This window comes from Rhodoferax sp. XS2R6, assembly GCF_056521365.1.
Map to the genome: position 1 here is coordinate 964888 of NZ_JBWMAY010000002.1, position 13768 is coordinate 978655.

Sequence of the window (13768 nt, forward strand, 5' to 3'; positions counted from 1 at the left end):
CAATGTTATTCCATTCCTCCATCCGCAAAGAGTTGGCACGCAGTTTCGGTGCCACCTTGGTGGTGCTGATCACCGTGGTCATGACCATGACCCTGATCCGCACCCTGGGGGAGGCGTCGCGTGGCACCTTCAACCCCGCCGATGTGATGATCATCATGGGTTACACGGTGCTCTCCGACATGCCCACCATCCTGTCCATGAGCTTGTTCATCGCCGTGCTCAGCGTGCTGACCCGTATGTACCAGGACAGCGAGATGGTGATCTGGTTTGGCAGCGGCCGGGGGCTGGCGTCGCTGCTCAAACCCCTGTTTCGATTTGCCTGGCCCATTCTGGTGCTGATCCTGGCCCTCGCTTTCCTGATCCTGCCTTGGGCCTTTGGCCGCATTGAAGACCTGCGCTACAAATACGACAAGCGTGGCGACATCGCCCGCATCGAGCCCGGCCAGTTCCAAGAATCGGCCAATGGCGACCGCGTGTTTTTTATCGAGAAAGACGCGCGCGGCCAGCAAACCGGCAACAACGTTTTTATCGCTACCCAGGAGCAGGGCAAGGAAACCATCACGTCGGCCCGCACCGGCCGGGTTGAGGTGATGGGCGACGACAAGTTTTTGGTGCTGGACCATGGCCAACGCCTGGAGCGCACACCCGGCAAGGCCGATATGACCGTGAGTGTGTTTGAACGCTACGGCGCGCGCGTAGGTGCCGATGACCAGTCCGCACGCGACTACGCCCCCACCCACGCCAAAACCACGCTGGAGCTGGTGCAAACGCCCACCCCCTTGCACCTGGCCGAGCTGGCTTGGCGCGTGGGGCTGACATTTGCCGCCATGAACTTCATCGTGATCGGTCTGGCCTCCGCCGGGGTCAACCCACGCGCTGGGCGTGCAGGCAATTTGGGGTTTGCGTTCCTGACCTTTGTTGTCTACTTCAACCTGCTGGTGCTGGGCAAAAGCTGGATCGCCTCAGGCCAGGTCGGTTTTGGCAGCTTTTTACTCGCGCTGCACGGTGGTGCCTTGGTGTTGGGTCTGCTGTGGCTGACCAAACGCCACCACAACTGGGCGCCCCGTCTGCGCCGACGCCGCACCACCGCACCAGGAGAACACGCATGAAGACCCTGCGGCGTTTGCTCTATGGCGAGGTGATCGTGGCCGTGTTCCTGGTCACGCTGGGTTTTATCGCCCTATTCTTCTTCTTTGATGTGGTGGAAGAGCTGCAGGCTGTGGGCAAGATCAAGGCGGTGGGTTACCAGATCCCGCAAGCCCTGATTTATGTGGCGCTCATGATTCCCAGCCACGTCTATGAGCTGTTTCCCATCACGGTGCTGATTGGCACTATTTTTGTGATGGCGCGCCTGGCGCGCAGCTCGGAGTTCACCATTCTGCGCACCAGTGGCTTGGGGCCTTGGCGAGCTCTGCGGACACTGATGGCGCTGGGCTTGGGCTTTGTGCTGTTCACCTTTGCGGTGGGCGACTATGTGGCGCCCCTGGCCGACAAAACGGCACAGCTGCTCAAGTCGCGTTTCCAGGGCAGCATATCGGTGGGCAAAACCGGGGCCTGGCTCAAGGAAAAACAGGCCTATGGCCACTACGCCGTCAACGTGGGTTCCCTGGCATCGGACGCGAGCATGGAAGACGTGCGCATTTTCGAGTTTGACAACCAGGGTTACCTGGTGTCCCTGACCCAAGGCAAAACCGGGCAGTTTGGCGAAGACGAATCCTGGTTGCTGCAGGACGTGGAGCGCACCGAATTCACCGCCCCCGAAAGCCCCACACCCCGTGCTGACAGGGCCCAGTTCGAGAGTTTTCGCTGGCCCACCAAGGTAAGTGCCGAAATGGTCTCGGCCGCTGTGCTGCGACCCGAGCGCATGGGCACCATCGACCTGTTCCAGTACATGCGCCACCTCAATGCCAACGGCCAGTCGGCGCAAAAGTACGAGATCCAATTCTGGAAAAAAGTGTTCTACCCCATGAGCTGCCTGGTGATGGTGGTACTGGCCCTGCCCTTTGCCTACCTGCACTTCCGCTCCGGCGGCATTGCCAGCTACACCTTTGGCGGCGTCATGGCCGGCATCAGTTTTGTGCTGCTCAACAACGTGATGAACGACCTGGGCAACCTGCAGGGCTGGCAGCCCTGGTTTACCGCAGCGCTGCCGGGGCTTATTTATTCGGTGATTTCCCTCACCGCCTTCTCTTGGTTGGTACTACGACGATGAGCCTTCCCCATCCCACCGGCGTGGTGCTGTTTGCCCACGGTTCGCGCGACCCGCTCTGGCATCGCCCTATCGAGGCCGTGGCGGCGCAGATCCGCCAGTCCTCGCCCGACACCCTGGTTGCTTGCGCCTACCTGGAGTTGAGCACCCCAGACCTTGCCACCGCCGTGGCCGACCTAGTAGCCCAAGGCGCGCGCGCCGTGCGCATCGTGCCCATGTTCCTGGGCGTGGGCCGCCATGCGCGCGAAGACCTGCCGGCCCTGGTGCACGACCTGCGCGTGCAGTACCACTTGATTCCCATCCTGTTGCAGGACGCCGTGGGTGAAGACCCGCGCATGGTGCAATTGCTGGCGCAGATCGCCCTGGATAGCGCTTAACGATAGATCTTTTGGTGCATAATAAATCTCATCTTTAGGTGAAATTTGATATGAACTTACACCAATTCCGCTTCGTACAAGAGGCCGCCCGCCGCAACCTCAACCTGACCGAAGCCGCCAAGGCGCTGCACACCTCGCAGCCCGGCGTGTCCAAAGCCATCATCGAGCTGGAAGAAGAGTTGGGCATCGACATCTTCGCCCGCCACGGCAAACGCCTCAAGCGCATCACCGAGCCTGGCCAGCATGTGCTCAAGAGTATTGAACTGATCCTGCGTGAGGTGAACAACCTCAAGCGCATTGGCGAGCAATACAGCTCGCAGGACAGCGGCACCCTGTCCATTGCCACCACCCACACCCAGGCGCGTTACGTGCTGCCCGAAAAAGTCGCCAAGCTGCGCACCGCCTTCCCCAAAGTCAATGTGAGCTTGCACCAGGGCGCGCCCGACCAGGTGGCACGCATGCTGATCGACGACGTGGCCGAAATTGGCATCGCCACCGAATCGCTGGCCAACTACTCCGAACTGGTAACCCTGCCCTGCTACGAGTGGCAGCACGTGCTGGTGCTGCCCACCGACCACCCGCTGGCCCAGAAAGAACGCGTAACGCTGGAAGAGGTGGCCGCCGAGCCGCTGATCACCTACCACCCGTCTTTCACCGGCCGCACCAAAATTGACCAGGCTTTCGCCGCACGCAAGCTGGAGCCCCGCATCTCGCTGGAAGCCATCGACTCCGACGTGATCAAGACCTATGTGCGCCTGGGCCTGGGCATTGGCATTGCCGCTGAAATGGCAGTCACCGACGTGGTGGAAGACATGGAGAAAAACGACTCCAAGGGTGGCCTGGTGGTGCGCCCCGCAGGCTACCTGTTTGGCCAAAACATCACCCGCGTGGCCTTCAAGCGCAGCGCCTACCTGCGCAATTTTGTCTACACCTTTGCCGAACTGCTCTCCAGCCGCCTGGACCGCGTCCTTATCGCCAAGGCCATGGAAGGCCATGTGAACGACTATGAACTGTGATGCCATGACTGAGCCACGCACTCCATCCCTCACCTCCCGCCTGCCCAAGGTGGGCACCACCATCTTCACCGTCATGTCGGCGCTGGCCGCCGAGCACAAAGCGGTCAACCTCGGCCAGGGGTTTCCTGACTTTGCCTGCGACCCCGCGCTGGTAGACGCCGTGACCGCGGCCATGCAGGCCGGCCACAACCAGTACCCACCCATGACCGGCGTGCCGGTCCTGCGCCAGGCCGTAGCGGCCAAAATTGCGGCCTTGCACGGCAAGCAATACAACCCCGACACCGAGATCACCATCACCGCCGGCGCCACCCAGGCCATCATCACCGCCATCCTGGCCGTGGTGCACCCGGGTGATGAAGTCATCGTGCTGGAGCCCTGCTACGACAGTTATGTACCCAACATCGAGCTGGCCGGCGGCGTGGTGGTGCGCGTGCCGCTCACACCCGGCACCTTCCGGCCCGACTTCGCCAAGATCAGCGCCGCCATCACGCCCAAAACGCGCGCGCTGCTCATCAACACCCCGCACAACCCCAGCGCCACGGTGTGGAGCCAAGCCGACATGCTGGCCCTGCAGGACCTGCTGGCCCCCACCGACGTGCTGCTGATCAGCGACGAGGTGTACGAACACATGGTGTTTGACGCGAAGCCCCACGAAAGCGTGTCGCGCTACCCCGGACTGGCGGCGCGAGCTTTTGTGGTGTCCAGCTTTGGCAAGACCTTCCACGTCACCGGCTGGAAAGTGGGCACCGTGGCCGCGCCCGCGCCGCTGATGGCCGAGTTCCGCAAGGTGCACCAGTTCAATGTGTTCACGGTGAATACGCCGGTGCAGCACGCGCTAGCTGCCTACCTGGCTAACCCGGCGCCCTACCTGGAGCTACCCGCGTTCTATAGCGCCAAGCGCGACCTGTTCCGCGCCGGCCTAGCCCAGACCAAGTTCAAGCTGCTGCCCAGCCAGGGCAGTTACTTCCAGTGTGTGGACATCTCGGAAGTGAGTGACCTGAACGAGGCCGACTTCTGCCAGTGGCTCACACGCGAGGTGGGGGTGGCGGCCATCCCGCTGTCCGCTTTTTACGGCAGTGGGTTTGACCAGCGCGTGGTGCGTTTCTGCTTTGCCAAGCAGGATACGACGTTGAACGCTGCACTGGAGCGGCTGAAAAAGCTCTGATCCGCTATGGTTTCAGGAGCTGCTCGCGCATATCCTACGCGGGCTAGAGGCCAATTTCTCTTATAAAAGGAGTCTCACCATGGTGTCATTCGCTCTTACCCGGAAATGGGCACTCGGCTGGATAGTGCCTCTGGTTTGCGGTGCCGTCATGGCCCAAACAGCACCAGCGCTGCGCGTGGAAGTGGTCGCCAGCCAGCTGCAGAGCCCCTGGGCCGTGGCCTTTCTGCCGGAGGGCCGTTTTCTGGTGACCGAGCGCCCGGGCGCGTTGCGTGTGGTCGAGGCTAACGGGGCGATTTCGGCGCCCTTGGCTGGCGTACCGCCTGTGGCCGCTGGCGGCCAGGGGGGGCTGCTCGACGTGCTGCTAGACAGCGACTTCGCCACCAACCGTACGCTGTACCTCTGCTATTCGGAGCCCGGCAGCGGCGGCAACAGCACCGCCTTGGCGCGCGCCCAACTGTCCGAGGACCGCAGCCGTTTGCAGAATGTGCGCGTGGTCTTCAGCCAACAACCCAAGGTGGCCAGCAGCGCCCACTTTGGCTGCCGCATCTCCGAAGGCCGGCAGGCGGGGCGGCCCGACGGCACCCTGTTTGTGACGCTGGGCGACCGCTTCAGCCGCAAAGACGATGCCCAGCGCCTGGACACCCACCACGGCAAGGTGGTCCGTATTGGCAAAGACGGCAGCGTGCCCGCCGACAATCCCTTCAACACCCCCGCCGCACGGCGCGATGGGGCCTTGCCTGAGATCTGGAGCTATGGCCACCGCAACCCCCAAGGCTTGGTATTGGCCCCCAATGGCACGCTGTGGGAACACGAACACGGCCCGCAGGGTGGCGACGAACTTAATGTCATCACCCGCGGCCGCAACTACGGCTGGCCCGCCATCACCTACGGCGAAAACTATGGCGGCGGCAAGATAGGCCCGGGCCTCACCGCCCAGCCCGGCATGGAGCAACCACTGCACTACTGGGTGCCGTCCATCGCACCGTCCGGCATGGCCTTCATCACCAGCGAGCGGTATGGCAAGGCCTGGGCGGGCAATCTGGTGGTCGGTTCGCTCAAGTTTGGCTACCTGGCGCTGCTGGAACTCTCAGCGCCCTTCAGCGGCAAAGTAGTGCGCGAAAGCAAGCTGCTGCCCGAGCTGGGCGAACGCGTGCGCGATGTGCGCCAGGGTCCGGACGGCCTGTTGTACCTGCTGACCGACAGCCCCAACGGGCGACTGCTGCGCGTGCTGCCGCGATGAGCCAGTGCCGAAGCCTGGCTTCGGCTTTTCATGCAGTTGTCATCTGCCAACGTTGTAATGCGGGCTTCGTTGGAGGTGAACAATGCAACTTCAAAAAACCGACAAAGCGCGGGCCGAATTGCAGGGCGGCAGCCGCTCGCTGGGCCAGCGTGAACGCGCCCTGCTGATCCTGGCGGATGGCAAAACCACCGTGCGCGCAGTGGACCACCTGTTCAATGGCCAAGCCCAGATCCTGGCCCACGAACTCATAGAGGCTGGTTACCTGGTCGGCATCAACCTGGAACGTCCGCCCAGCTTGCGTGCAGAGGTAAAACCGGCACCACAGCTACGCGCCCCGGAACCCGCACCAGCGCCGGCCAATGCCGCCGACTCCTTTGAGGGCAAACGCTCGCTGGCTACCACGCGCATGTTTTTGTTTGACATCTGTGAACGCATGTTTGTGCGCCGCGCCCCCGAGCAGGCCGAAGCCTTCCGCGAAGCGCTGCGCAATGCCAAGGACCGCGAGTCCATGCTGATCGCAGCCCGCGAGATGATTGCCGCCGTGGAAACCCTGGCGGGCCACGAACGCGCGGACTCCATCAGCGAGCGTATCGCCATGCTTCTGCCACCCGAGGCCTGAGCGGCAGCCTGCGCCCCCTCAGACCTACAGCTTGCGCAGCAAGTAGGTGTCCATGATCCAGCCGTGTGCCGCACGTGCCACCTCGCGTTGCGCCACGATCTGCGCCCCCACCTCGGCCAAGGAGCCACTGATGCAGAGCTGGTTGGGCATGCCCAGGTAAGCGCCCCACCAGATGTAGATGCCCTCCGCGGGCAACTGCTGAAACGCGCACTGGCCATCCAGCATCACCGCCACAGTGCTCGCGCCTACAGGCCAGCCCTGCTCACGCAAGCGGCGCCCCGTGGTGATGGTCACCGGAGCATTAATCTCATTCAGCGCAATGGCATGGGCAGCTGTGAGCGCCTGCAACGCAGTGATACCCGGCACCACCGACACCCGCAGTGGCAGCTGCGCTGCCAGCCGCTCGGCAATGCGCAACGTGCTGTCGTACAAAGACGGGTCGCCCCACACCAGCAAAGCCAGCCGCCCGCCCAGCGGCAGATGGGCCTGGATGTGTGCGAGCCACACCTGTGCGATGGCGTCGTGCCAGCGGTTCACACCACCTTGGTAGTCGGGGTCTGCGCTGTCGCGCACCGGCATGTCAAAGCCCAGCACGCGTGTAGCCGGGTTGGTAATCAACTGCGCGCACAGGCTGGCGCGCAAATCGGCCAAGTCTGCCTTGTCCGCGCCCTTGCGGGGCAACAAAATCAGGTCCGCCGCATTCAACGCGGCCACGCCCTGGCGGGTGATGTGGTCCGGGTTGCCGGTGCCCATGCCCACCAGGCTGAGTTCGATCATGGCGTGTTGCCTTCGGGGAAACGGGGGGCGGTGCCCACGGGGCGGTAGCGCCGGTCGTAGTCGCCGGCATACAGGCGGCTGGTGGCAAAGTCCTGCGCGCCCAGGGTGCGGCCCACCAGAATGATTGCGGTGCGCTCCATGCCATCGCCCACCGCAGCCTCCACCGTGGCCAGGGTGGCGCGCACCACACGCTCGTCGGGCCAGCTGGCACGCCAGACCACGGCCACCGGGCAGTCCGCGCCGTAATGCGGCGTCAGCTCCTGCACCACGCGCTCCAGCACATGGATGGACAGGTGGATCGCCAGCACCGCGCCGGTCTGGGCGAAGTTGTGCAGCGACTCGCTATCTGGCATGGCCGAGGCGCGCCCCGAGGTGCGGGTCAGCACCACCGACTGGCACAGGCCCGGCAGCGTCAGCTCGGCTTCCAGCGTGGCGGCGGCCGCCGCGAACGAGGGCACGCCCGGTGTCACGGTGTAAGGGATGCCTTCTTCACGCAGGCAACGCAGCTGCTCCCCCATGGCGGACCAGACCGACAAATCGCCCGAATGCAGCCGCGCCACATCGTGCCCTGCGGCGTGTGCTGCACGAATCTCGTCAACGATTTGTTCCAAAGACAGCGGTGCCGTGTTGACGATGCGGGCACCGGCCGGGCAATGCGCCAGAACGCCCTCGGGCACCAGAGAGCCCGCATAGAGGCACACTGGGCTGGCGGCAATCAGGTCGCGGCCGCGCAGAGTCAGCAAGTCGGGGGCGCCGGGGCCGGCGCCAATGAAGTGAACAGTCATGGGGAGGTATTTTCAGGGAGGACGAATGCGATGGCCGCCGTGGCCAGGCGATCTGGGGACACACAGCGCGGCCCCCACAGTTGCGCACCGGGGCCCGCGGCCGCCAGTGCAGAAGACTCGGCCAAGCTGTGCTGGCCATACCGTGCAGGCACATGGGCGCTGGTGTGGGCCGGCTGCATGTGCAAGGCATCTGCCGCAATGGCCTGCACCGGTAGCCCCCACTCGGCGGCAAAGCGCACAAACACTGGGGCGGTCGCCTTGTCCCAGGCCGTGGCCAGCGCGGTCAGGGTGATGGGTGCATCCGATTGCGCCAGGGCTGCGTGCAAGGCGCTGCGCAAAGAGTCTGCCGTGGCGGCCTCACGAAATCCGAAGCCGGCCACGCTCATGCCCAGCCCTTCACAGCCGGGTGCTCCACTGCACCACCGGACGGCTAGGCTGCCAGCCGCGCATGCGCCCTAGCGGTGCCGCATGTGCCAGCTCGATGCGCAGCAGTTCGCCACCGTGCAGCACCTGCAGCTGCAGCAGTGCGGACTCGGTTTCCAGCGTCACGGCATTGACCACCAGGCGGCAGCCTGGCGATACGACTGCGCGAAGTGCTTCGAACAACACCAAGTCAAAGCCGCCACCGACAAACACCGCGTCGGGCTTGGGCAAGCTCTGCAGCGACTGCAAGGCAGGCCCATGCACCACCGTCAAAGCTGCAGCCACGCCAAATTGCTGCGCGTTGGCCTGAATATTGGCCACCCGTTCGGCATGCTGTTCCACGGCACTGGCCGTACCGCCGGCCAGGCACCACTCCACGGCCACAGAACCGGAGCCCGTGCCCAGGTCCCACAGGTGTTCCCCCTGGCGGGGCGCCAGCGCGGCCAGCGTGAGAGCCCGCACGGGGGATTTGGTGATCTGGCCGTCGTGGGCAAAGTCGGCGTCGGGTCGCCCGGGCGTGCGCGCCATACCGGTCAAGCCCGCCACCTCGACAGCGATGGCCACCGGTGCAGCCACGTCTGCAAAGTCGCAAGACCGTGCCGTGGCCTCGCGCACGCGCTCACGCGGGCCGCCCAGGGCTTCCAGCACCCAGACGCGGGAGTCACCCGCGCCCTGCTCCGTCAGCCACTGCGCGTAATCCGCCACCGCCGGGCCATCGCGCAGCAGGCAGAGCAGCCGTTGGCCGCTATGCAGCGCCTGCCGGGTGGCAGCAAAGGGAGTGGCGTGCAGCCCAAAACAATGCGTGGTTTCCAGCGCCCAACCAAGCCGGGATGCGGCCCAGGTAAAGGTACTGGGTGCGGGAAACGCCTGCCACTCATGGGCATCCAGGTGCTTGGCCAGGCTGCCACCGGCACCAAACCAAAATGGATCCCCCGAGGCCAACACGGCGACAGGATGGCCGCGCAGCGCCAGCACGGGCGCGATGTCAAACGGCACGGGCCAGGCGATGCCGCGTTCCCCAGCCTGCGCCAAGGCCAGGTGCCGGGGGCCACCGACCACATGCCGTGCGTTCGCAAGGGCCGAGCGGCTACCATCCGACAGACCATGCAGCCCATCCTCCCCCATGCCAATGATTGAAAGCCAGGGTTCAGCCATACCGCGTGTTCTCGTGTTGGGGGGCACCACCGAAGCCAGCCGGCTGGCCCAGGCCTTGGCCGATGCGCAGGTGGATGCCATTTTTTCCTACGCCGGCCGTACCGAATCGCCACTGCCGCAGCCGCTGCCCGTGCGGGTCGGCGGCTTTGGCGGGGTGGACGGTTTGCGTACCTGGCTGCGGGAGCAGCGCATCAGCCATGTGGTGGACGCCACCCATCCCTTCGCCGCCCAGATGAGTCGCAACGCCGTGGAAGCCTGCACGGCGACTGGCATTCCGCTGCTGGCGCTGGAGCGCCCAGCCTGGCAGGCACAGGCGGGTGACCATTGGCAACACGTGCCCGACATGGACTCCGCAGTGCGTGCGCTGCCCGATGCACCAGCCCGTGTTTTTCTGGCCATTGGCCGCCAGCACTTGGCGCCATTTCTGGCCCTGCCGAAGCACTGGTTTTTGTTGCGCCTGGTGGATGACTCGGTGGAGTTGCCATCCGAGCGTGGGCACATGGTGTTGGCCCGTGGCCCGTTTACCGTAGCCGCCGATACCGCCTTGCTGCAACAGCACGGCATCACACACATCGTCGCCAAAAACTCGGGCGGCAGCGGGGCCGAGTCCAAGCTCCACGCCGCCCGTGCCCTGGGCTTGCCCGTCATTTTGATCGACCGCCCCGCCATTCCGCCGCGCCCCACCGTGGCGCGCGTCGAGCAGGTGATGCAGTGGATTGCGGGCCCTCATGGCAGCACCGGCGTGGCCACTGAACGCGGCGTGTAAACAAACCGCCCCACCTGCCGGGTCGCGCTATTGCCCACGATGACCACGGTGCGCATGTCCGCCATGTCGGCACGGGCCTGCGCCAGCGTGACGGTGGCAATGCGCTCTTCAGCCGTGCTCACCGCACGGGCAAAGGTGATGAGTCGGTCGGGGCCACACAGCTCCAGCAACACAGCGAGGATGCGCTCAAAGGTATGGGGGCGGCTGGCCGAGCGCGGGTTGTAAAAGGCCATCGCAAAGTCGGCACCGGCCGCAGCGCGCACCCGGGCTTCGATCAGGCTGGCGGGCTTCAGGTTGTCGCTGAGGTTGATGGCACAAAAATCGTGCCCCAGCGGTGCGCCAGCCTTGGCGGCGGCGGCCAGCATGGCAGTAATGCCGGGCAGCACGCGGATGTCCAAGGTCTGCCACTGCGCTTGGCCTTCCAGTGCCTCGAACACGGCGGCTGCCATGGCAAACACACCGGGGTCGCCCGAGGACACCACCACCACCTTGTGGCCCGCGGCCGCCATTTGCAGTGCTGCACGCGCACGGGCCATCTCCACCCGGTTGTCCGATGCATGCAGGGTGAGCCCCGGCCGTGGCGCAATGCGCGCCACGTAGGGGATATAGCCCACGATATCGGTCGCCTCGGCCAGCACAGCGCTGACCTCGGGCGTCACCAACTGCTCGTCGCCCGGCCCCAGGCCGGCAATGCACAGCCAGCCACTCATTCCTGCACCTCCGGGCGCCGGCCCTGGCCATGCACCAGCACGATGGCGAAGTAAGGGCAGTCGTTGCCATCCACCTCAGCCAGTGGCAATACCCGCTGGCCTGGCATGGTGCCGCGCTCCACCAACCAGGCCTGTTCCAACCGGCCCGTGGCTTGCAGCGCACGGCGCACGCGGGGCAGGTTGCGCCCGGTCTTCATGATGACCAGCGCGTCGGCCGACTGCATGTGCCGTTCCAGCTCGGCATCCGGCAAGGTGCCCATGAGCACGGTCATGACATCGTCGCCCCAGGTGATGGGTGTTTGCGTGGCCGACCAGCAGCCCACCATGCCGGGGATACCCGGGATGACATCCACCTGGGCGCGCCCCTGCAAGCGGGTGTACAGGTGCATGAAGGAGCCGTAGAAAAACGGGTCGCCTTCGCACAGCACCAGCACGTCCTGGGTCTGGGCTAGCTCAGCCAGGCGGCTGGCCCAGTCGTCGTAAAAGGTGGCCAGGCAGTGGATGTACTCCGGGCTGTCAAAGGGCAGCTCGGTGGTGACCGGGTACTCCATGGGGTATTCCACGGCGTGCGGTGCCAACATGCCCTCCACAATGCGCCGGGCCTGGCCGGGGCGTCCTTTTTTGCGGAAGTAGGCCACATGGCCGGCACCGCGGATGGCGCGGTCTGAGCGCACGCTCATCAGATCGGGGTCGCCCGGCCCCAGGCCGGCACAGACAATGCGGCCCATCAAATCTCCCTCCGGCTGGCCAGCGCATTAATGGCCGCCACCGTAATGGCCGAGCCGCCCAACCGGCCACTCACCACCATGGACGGCACCGGTGGCGCCGCCATCAGCGCGGCCTTGGATTCGGCCGCGCCCACAAAGCCTACGGGGCAGGCAATGATGGCGGCGGGCCTTGGGCAGTCGGGGTCTTGCAGCAGGTTCAGCAGGTGAAACAGCGCAGTGGGCGCATTGCCAATGGCGACCACGGCACCGGCCAAGTGCGGGCGCCACAGCTCCACGGCGGCCGCGCTGCGGGTGGTGCCCAGCGTCTGCGCCAACGCACGCACCTCGGGCTCCTGCAAGGTGCAGATCACCGCGTTGTCGGCAGGCAGGCGGCTTCGGGTAATACCTTCGCTCACCATGCGCACGTCACACAAAATCGGTGCACCGGCTTCCAGCGCAGTCCGGGTGGCCTGGGCCATGCCGGGCGTGAAGTGAATCTGCGATTCCAGGCCCACCATGCCCGCCGCATGCACCATGCGCACGGCTGCCATTTCTTCCACGGCGTCAAAGCGGGCCAGGTCGGCCTCGGCGCGGATGATGGCAAAGGACTGCCGGTAGATGGCCTCGCCATCGGTTTCATAAAGGTGTCGCATGCGCTCGTTCTTGTAGCTGGATGGCCAGTGCCGCCGGGCTCAACCCGGTTGCGTCCGGGATGGCGGCGGCATTGCCATGGTGAATCAGGTTGTAACCCGTGGCGGTGGCCACCACGGTCAGTGTTTGTGCGGGGTGGGCGCAGCCCTTGCTGCAACCCGACACGTGTAGCGTCTGGCCGGCAGGCAGGACGTCGGCCAGCTTGCGAGCCAGGGAGCGGGTATGGCCCGCCGCCTGCCCGCAGCCCGGTGCACCGGTGCAGGCGCTGATACGCAAGCGGGTGTCGTCCGTACGGGTAATTAGCGCAGGCTGGGCCGGCAGGCTCTGCACGCCTTCCAGCAGCAAGCTGCGCCAGGGGGTGAGGCGCAGCGGGGCCACGTCTGCCAGGGCGGCCAGCGTGGCCACGGGCAGTTGCCCAAACTCGAGCGCCACCAGATAGCCCTGGGGCATGCGCCCCAATGGCGGCTGATAAGGGGCCACAAATGGCAGGGCTGTGGTGATGAAGCGCGCAGGCAGGGGGTGGCTAGCCAGCAGTGCGGCCATGCGCCGGCGGGGGCCCGTCAGCCCGCCCGCCTGCACAAACCATTGCGCCAGGTCCATGGCCAGGGCCACGGCCTGCCCTGCCCCCACCAACGCGCCGGTGGCGCTGCCGTCGGCATAGACCAACCAGTCAGCGCCATGCCGTTCGATGCGGATGTCGGCGGAGCCGGCCCGCAGCACGGGGACCGTGCCACCGTCCAGCGCGAAGCCAAATTTGCCGGGTAGCTCCGGGGCCTGCGGGCTGGCCAGCGCCTGGGCCAAGGCTTGGGCCATCTCCGTGCTGCCGTCGCCCACCTGCCAAAACGGCGCCAGCAGCAGGTTGCGGCGGGACTCCGTGCGCACATCCGTGTCCACCAAGCCCAGTGCCTGAAGTCCTGCCAGGAGCGGCGGGTAGTCGGCCTCGGCAATGCCACGCAATTGCAAATTGGCCCGGCTGGTCAGCTCCACCGTGTGCAGCGCGTAGCGGGCTGCCAGCGCTGCAATGCCCGCTGCCTGCGCCTGCGTGAGACGCCCCAGGGGTGGTCGCACGCGCAGCACCCAGCCGTCCTCGGCCCGCATGGGCTGCAGGGCGCCGGGGCACCAGCCTTGGATGCGCGCAGGGGGCGTGGATGGCAGTGCAGACGTCATG

16 protein-coding genes are annotated in these 13768 nt (G+C 65.5%); 8 read left to right on the plus strand and 8 right to left on the minus strand.

Features of this window, described 5'->3' with window-relative positions; translation table 11 throughout:
- Nucleotides 1-2 precede the first annotated feature (2 nt).
- The 7 genes from lptF to AC097A_RS11105 all read left to right on the plus strand — a co-directional run bounded on the left by lptF (nt 3) and on the right by AC097A_RS11105 (nt 6626).
- Nucleotides 3-1109, plus strand: a complete 1107-nt coding sequence (gene lptF / locus AC097A_RS11075) for an LPS export ABC transporter permease LptF (protein ID WP_315479075.1) — start codon at nt 3-5, stop codon at nt 1107-1109.
- Nucleotides 1106-2212, plus strand: coding sequence for an LPS export ABC transporter permease LptG (lptG, locus tag AC097A_RS11080; RefSeq protein ID WP_479620864.1), 1107 nt, complete (start codon nt 1106-1108; stop codon nt 2210-2212). Before lptF ends, lptG begins: the two co-directional genes overlap by 4 nt.
- Complete coding sequence (locus tag AC097A_RS11085) at nt 2209-2586, plus strand: sirohydrochlorin chelatase (RefSeq protein WP_105262829.1); 378 nt, start codon at nt 2209-2211, stop codon at nt 2584-2586. The genes lptG and AC097A_RS11085 overlap by 4 nt, the downstream gene beginning before the upstream one ends.
- Before the next feature lie 50 nt (nt 2587-2636).
- Complete coding sequence (locus AC097A_RS11090) at nt 2637-3602, plus strand: CysB family HTH-type transcriptional regulator (protein ID WP_479620865.1); 966 nt, start codon at nt 2637-2639, stop codon at nt 3600-3602.
- A gap of 4 nt (nt 3603-3606) precedes the next feature.
- Nucleotides 3607-4767, plus strand: coding sequence for a pyridoxal phosphate-dependent aminotransferase (locus tag AC097A_RS11095; RefSeq protein ID WP_479620866.1), 1161 nt, complete (start codon nt 3607-3609; stop codon nt 4765-4767).
- Between the two features lie 148 nt (nt 4768-4915).
- Nucleotides 4916-6007: a PQQ-dependent sugar dehydrogenase gene (locus AC097A_RS11100; protein ID WP_479620867.1), complete on the plus strand. Its 1092-nt coding sequence runs from the start codon at nt 4916-4918 to the stop codon at nt 6005-6007.
- 82 nt (nt 6008-6089) lie between these two features.
- Entirely contained in the window at nt 6090-6626 is a 537-nt protein-coding gene (locus tag AC097A_RS11105; protein ID WP_479620868.1) for a hypothetical protein, read from the plus strand.
- Nucleotides 6627-6650: 24 nt separating this feature from the next.
- Here AC097A_RS11105 and cobF read toward each other — a convergent pair whose 3' ends face one another.
- The 4 genes from cobF to cbiE are packed head-to-tail and all read right to left on the minus strand — an operon-like array spanning nt 6651 to nt 9766.
- A complete protein-coding gene (gene cobF / locus AC097A_RS11110; protein ID WP_479620869.1) occupies nt 6651-7403 on the minus strand; it encodes a precorrin-6A synthase (deacetylating) in 753 nt (250 codons plus the stop codon).
- Entirely contained in the window at nt 7400-8188 is a 789-nt protein-coding gene (gene cobM / locus AC097A_RS11115) for a precorrin-4 C(11)-methyltransferase (RefSeq protein ID WP_479620870.1), read from the minus strand. Before cobM ends, cobF begins: the two co-directional genes overlap by 4 nt.
- Nucleotides 8185-8574 carry a cobalamin biosynthesis protein gene (locus tag AC097A_RS11120; protein WP_479620871.1) on the minus strand — a complete coding sequence of 130 codons (390 nt, stop codon included), beginning with the start codon at nt 8572-8574 and terminating at the stop codon, nt 8185-8187. The genes cobM and AC097A_RS11120 overlap by 4 nt, the downstream gene beginning before the upstream one ends.
- 10 nt (nt 8575-8584) lie before the next feature.
- Nucleotides 8585-9766: a precorrin-6y C5,15-methyltransferase (decarboxylating) subunit CbiE gene (gene cbiE, locus AC097A_RS11125; RefSeq protein WP_479620872.1), complete on the minus strand. Its 1182-nt coding sequence runs from the start codon at nt 9764-9766 to the stop codon at nt 8585-8587.
- On the opposite strand from cbiE, the gene AC097A_RS11130 reads away from it, so the two are divergent.
- Nucleotides 9765-10532 carry a cobalt-precorrin-6A reductase gene (locus AC097A_RS11130; RefSeq protein WP_479620947.1) on the plus strand — a complete coding sequence of 256 codons (768 nt, stop codon included), beginning with the start codon at nt 9765-9767 and terminating at the stop codon, nt 10530-10532. The genes cbiE and AC097A_RS11130 overlap by 2 nt on opposite strands.
- On the opposite strand, the gene cobJ is transcribed toward AC097A_RS11130, so the two are convergent.
- Genes cobJ through cobG form a run of 4 tightly spaced genes read right to left on the minus strand, consistent with a single transcriptional unit; the run spans nt 10493 to nt 13767 of the window.
- On the minus strand, nt 10493-11242 hold the full coding sequence (gene cobJ, locus AC097A_RS11135; protein ID WP_479620873.1) for a precorrin-3B C(17)-methyltransferase: 750 nt from the start codon (nt 11240-11242) through the stop codon (nt 10493-10495). The genes AC097A_RS11130 and cobJ overlap by 40 nt on opposite strands.
- On the minus strand, nt 11239-11970 hold the full coding sequence (locus AC097A_RS11140; protein ID WP_479620874.1) for a precorrin-2 C(20)-methyltransferase: 732 nt from the start codon (nt 11968-11970) through the stop codon (nt 11239-11241). Before AC097A_RS11140 ends, cobJ begins: the two co-directional genes overlap by 4 nt.
- Nucleotides 11970-12602, minus strand: coding sequence for a precorrin-8X methylmutase (locus AC097A_RS11145; RefSeq protein ID WP_479620875.1), 633 nt, complete (start codon nt 12600-12602; stop codon nt 11970-11972). Before AC097A_RS11145 ends, AC097A_RS11140 begins: the two co-directional genes overlap by 1 nt.
- Nucleotides 12586-13767, minus strand: coding sequence for a precorrin-3B synthase (cobG, locus tag AC097A_RS11150; protein ID WP_479620876.1), 1182 nt, complete (start codon nt 13765-13767; stop codon nt 12586-12588). Before cobG ends, AC097A_RS11145 begins: the two co-directional genes overlap by 17 nt.
- Between the last annotated feature and the right edge of the window lies 1 nt (nt 13768).

Coding starts and splice junctions, on each gene's coding strand:
- AC097A_RS11095 (WP_479620866.1), top strand. CDS start 3,607: ATGACTGAGCCACGCACTCCATCCCTCACCTCCCGCCTGCCCAAGGTG.
- AC097A_RS11090 (WP_479620865.1), top strand. CDS start 2,637: ATGAACTTACACCAATTCCGCTTCGTACAAGAGGCCGCCCGCCGCAAC.
- cobF (WP_479620869.1), bottom strand. CDS start 7,403: ATGATCGAACTCAGCCTGGTGGGCATGGGCACCGGCAACCCGGACCAC.
- lptF (WP_315479075.1), top strand. CDS start 3: ATGTTATTCCATTCCTCCATCCGCAAAGAGTTGGCACGCAGTTTCGGT.
- cbiE (WP_479620872.1), bottom strand. CDS start 9,766: ATGGCTGAACCCTGGCTTTCAATCATTGGCATGGGGGAGGATGGGCTG.
- AC097A_RS11145 (WP_479620875.1), bottom strand. CDS start 12,602: ATGCGACACCTTTATGAAACCGATGGCGAGGCCATCTACCGGCAGTCC.
- AC097A_RS11085 (WP_105262829.1), top strand. CDS start 2,209: ATGAGCCTTCCCCATCCCACCGGCGTGGTGCTGTTTGCCCACGGTTCG.
- AC097A_RS11140 (WP_479620874.1), bottom strand. CDS start 11,970: ATGGGCCGCATTGTCTGTGCCGGCCTGGGGCCGGGCGACCCCGATCTG.
- AC097A_RS11105 (WP_479620868.1), top strand. CDS start 6,090: ATGCAACTTCAAAAAACCGACAAAGCGCGGGCCGAATTGCAGGGCGGC.
- cobG (WP_479620876.1), bottom strand. CDS start 13,767: ATGACGTCTGCACTGCCATCCACGCCCCCTGCGCGCATCCAAGGCTGG.
- cobM (WP_479620870.1), bottom strand. CDS start 8,188: ATGACTGTTCACTTCATTGGCGCCGGCCCCGGCGCCCCCGACTTGCTG.
- AC097A_RS11100 (WP_479620867.1), top strand. CDS start 4,916: ATGGCCCAAACAGCACCAGCGCTGCGCGTGGAAGTGGTCGCCAGCCAG.
- lptG (WP_479620864.1), top strand. CDS start 1,106: ATGAAGACCCTGCGGCGTTTGCTCTATGGCGAGGTGATCGTGGCCGTG.
- cobJ (WP_479620873.1), bottom strand. CDS start 11,242: ATGAGTGGCTGGCTGTGCATTGCCGGCCTGGGGCCGGGCGACGAGCAG.
- AC097A_RS11120 (WP_479620871.1), bottom strand. CDS start 8,574: ATGAGCGTGGCCGGCTTCGGATTTCGTGAGGCCGCCACGGCAGACTCT.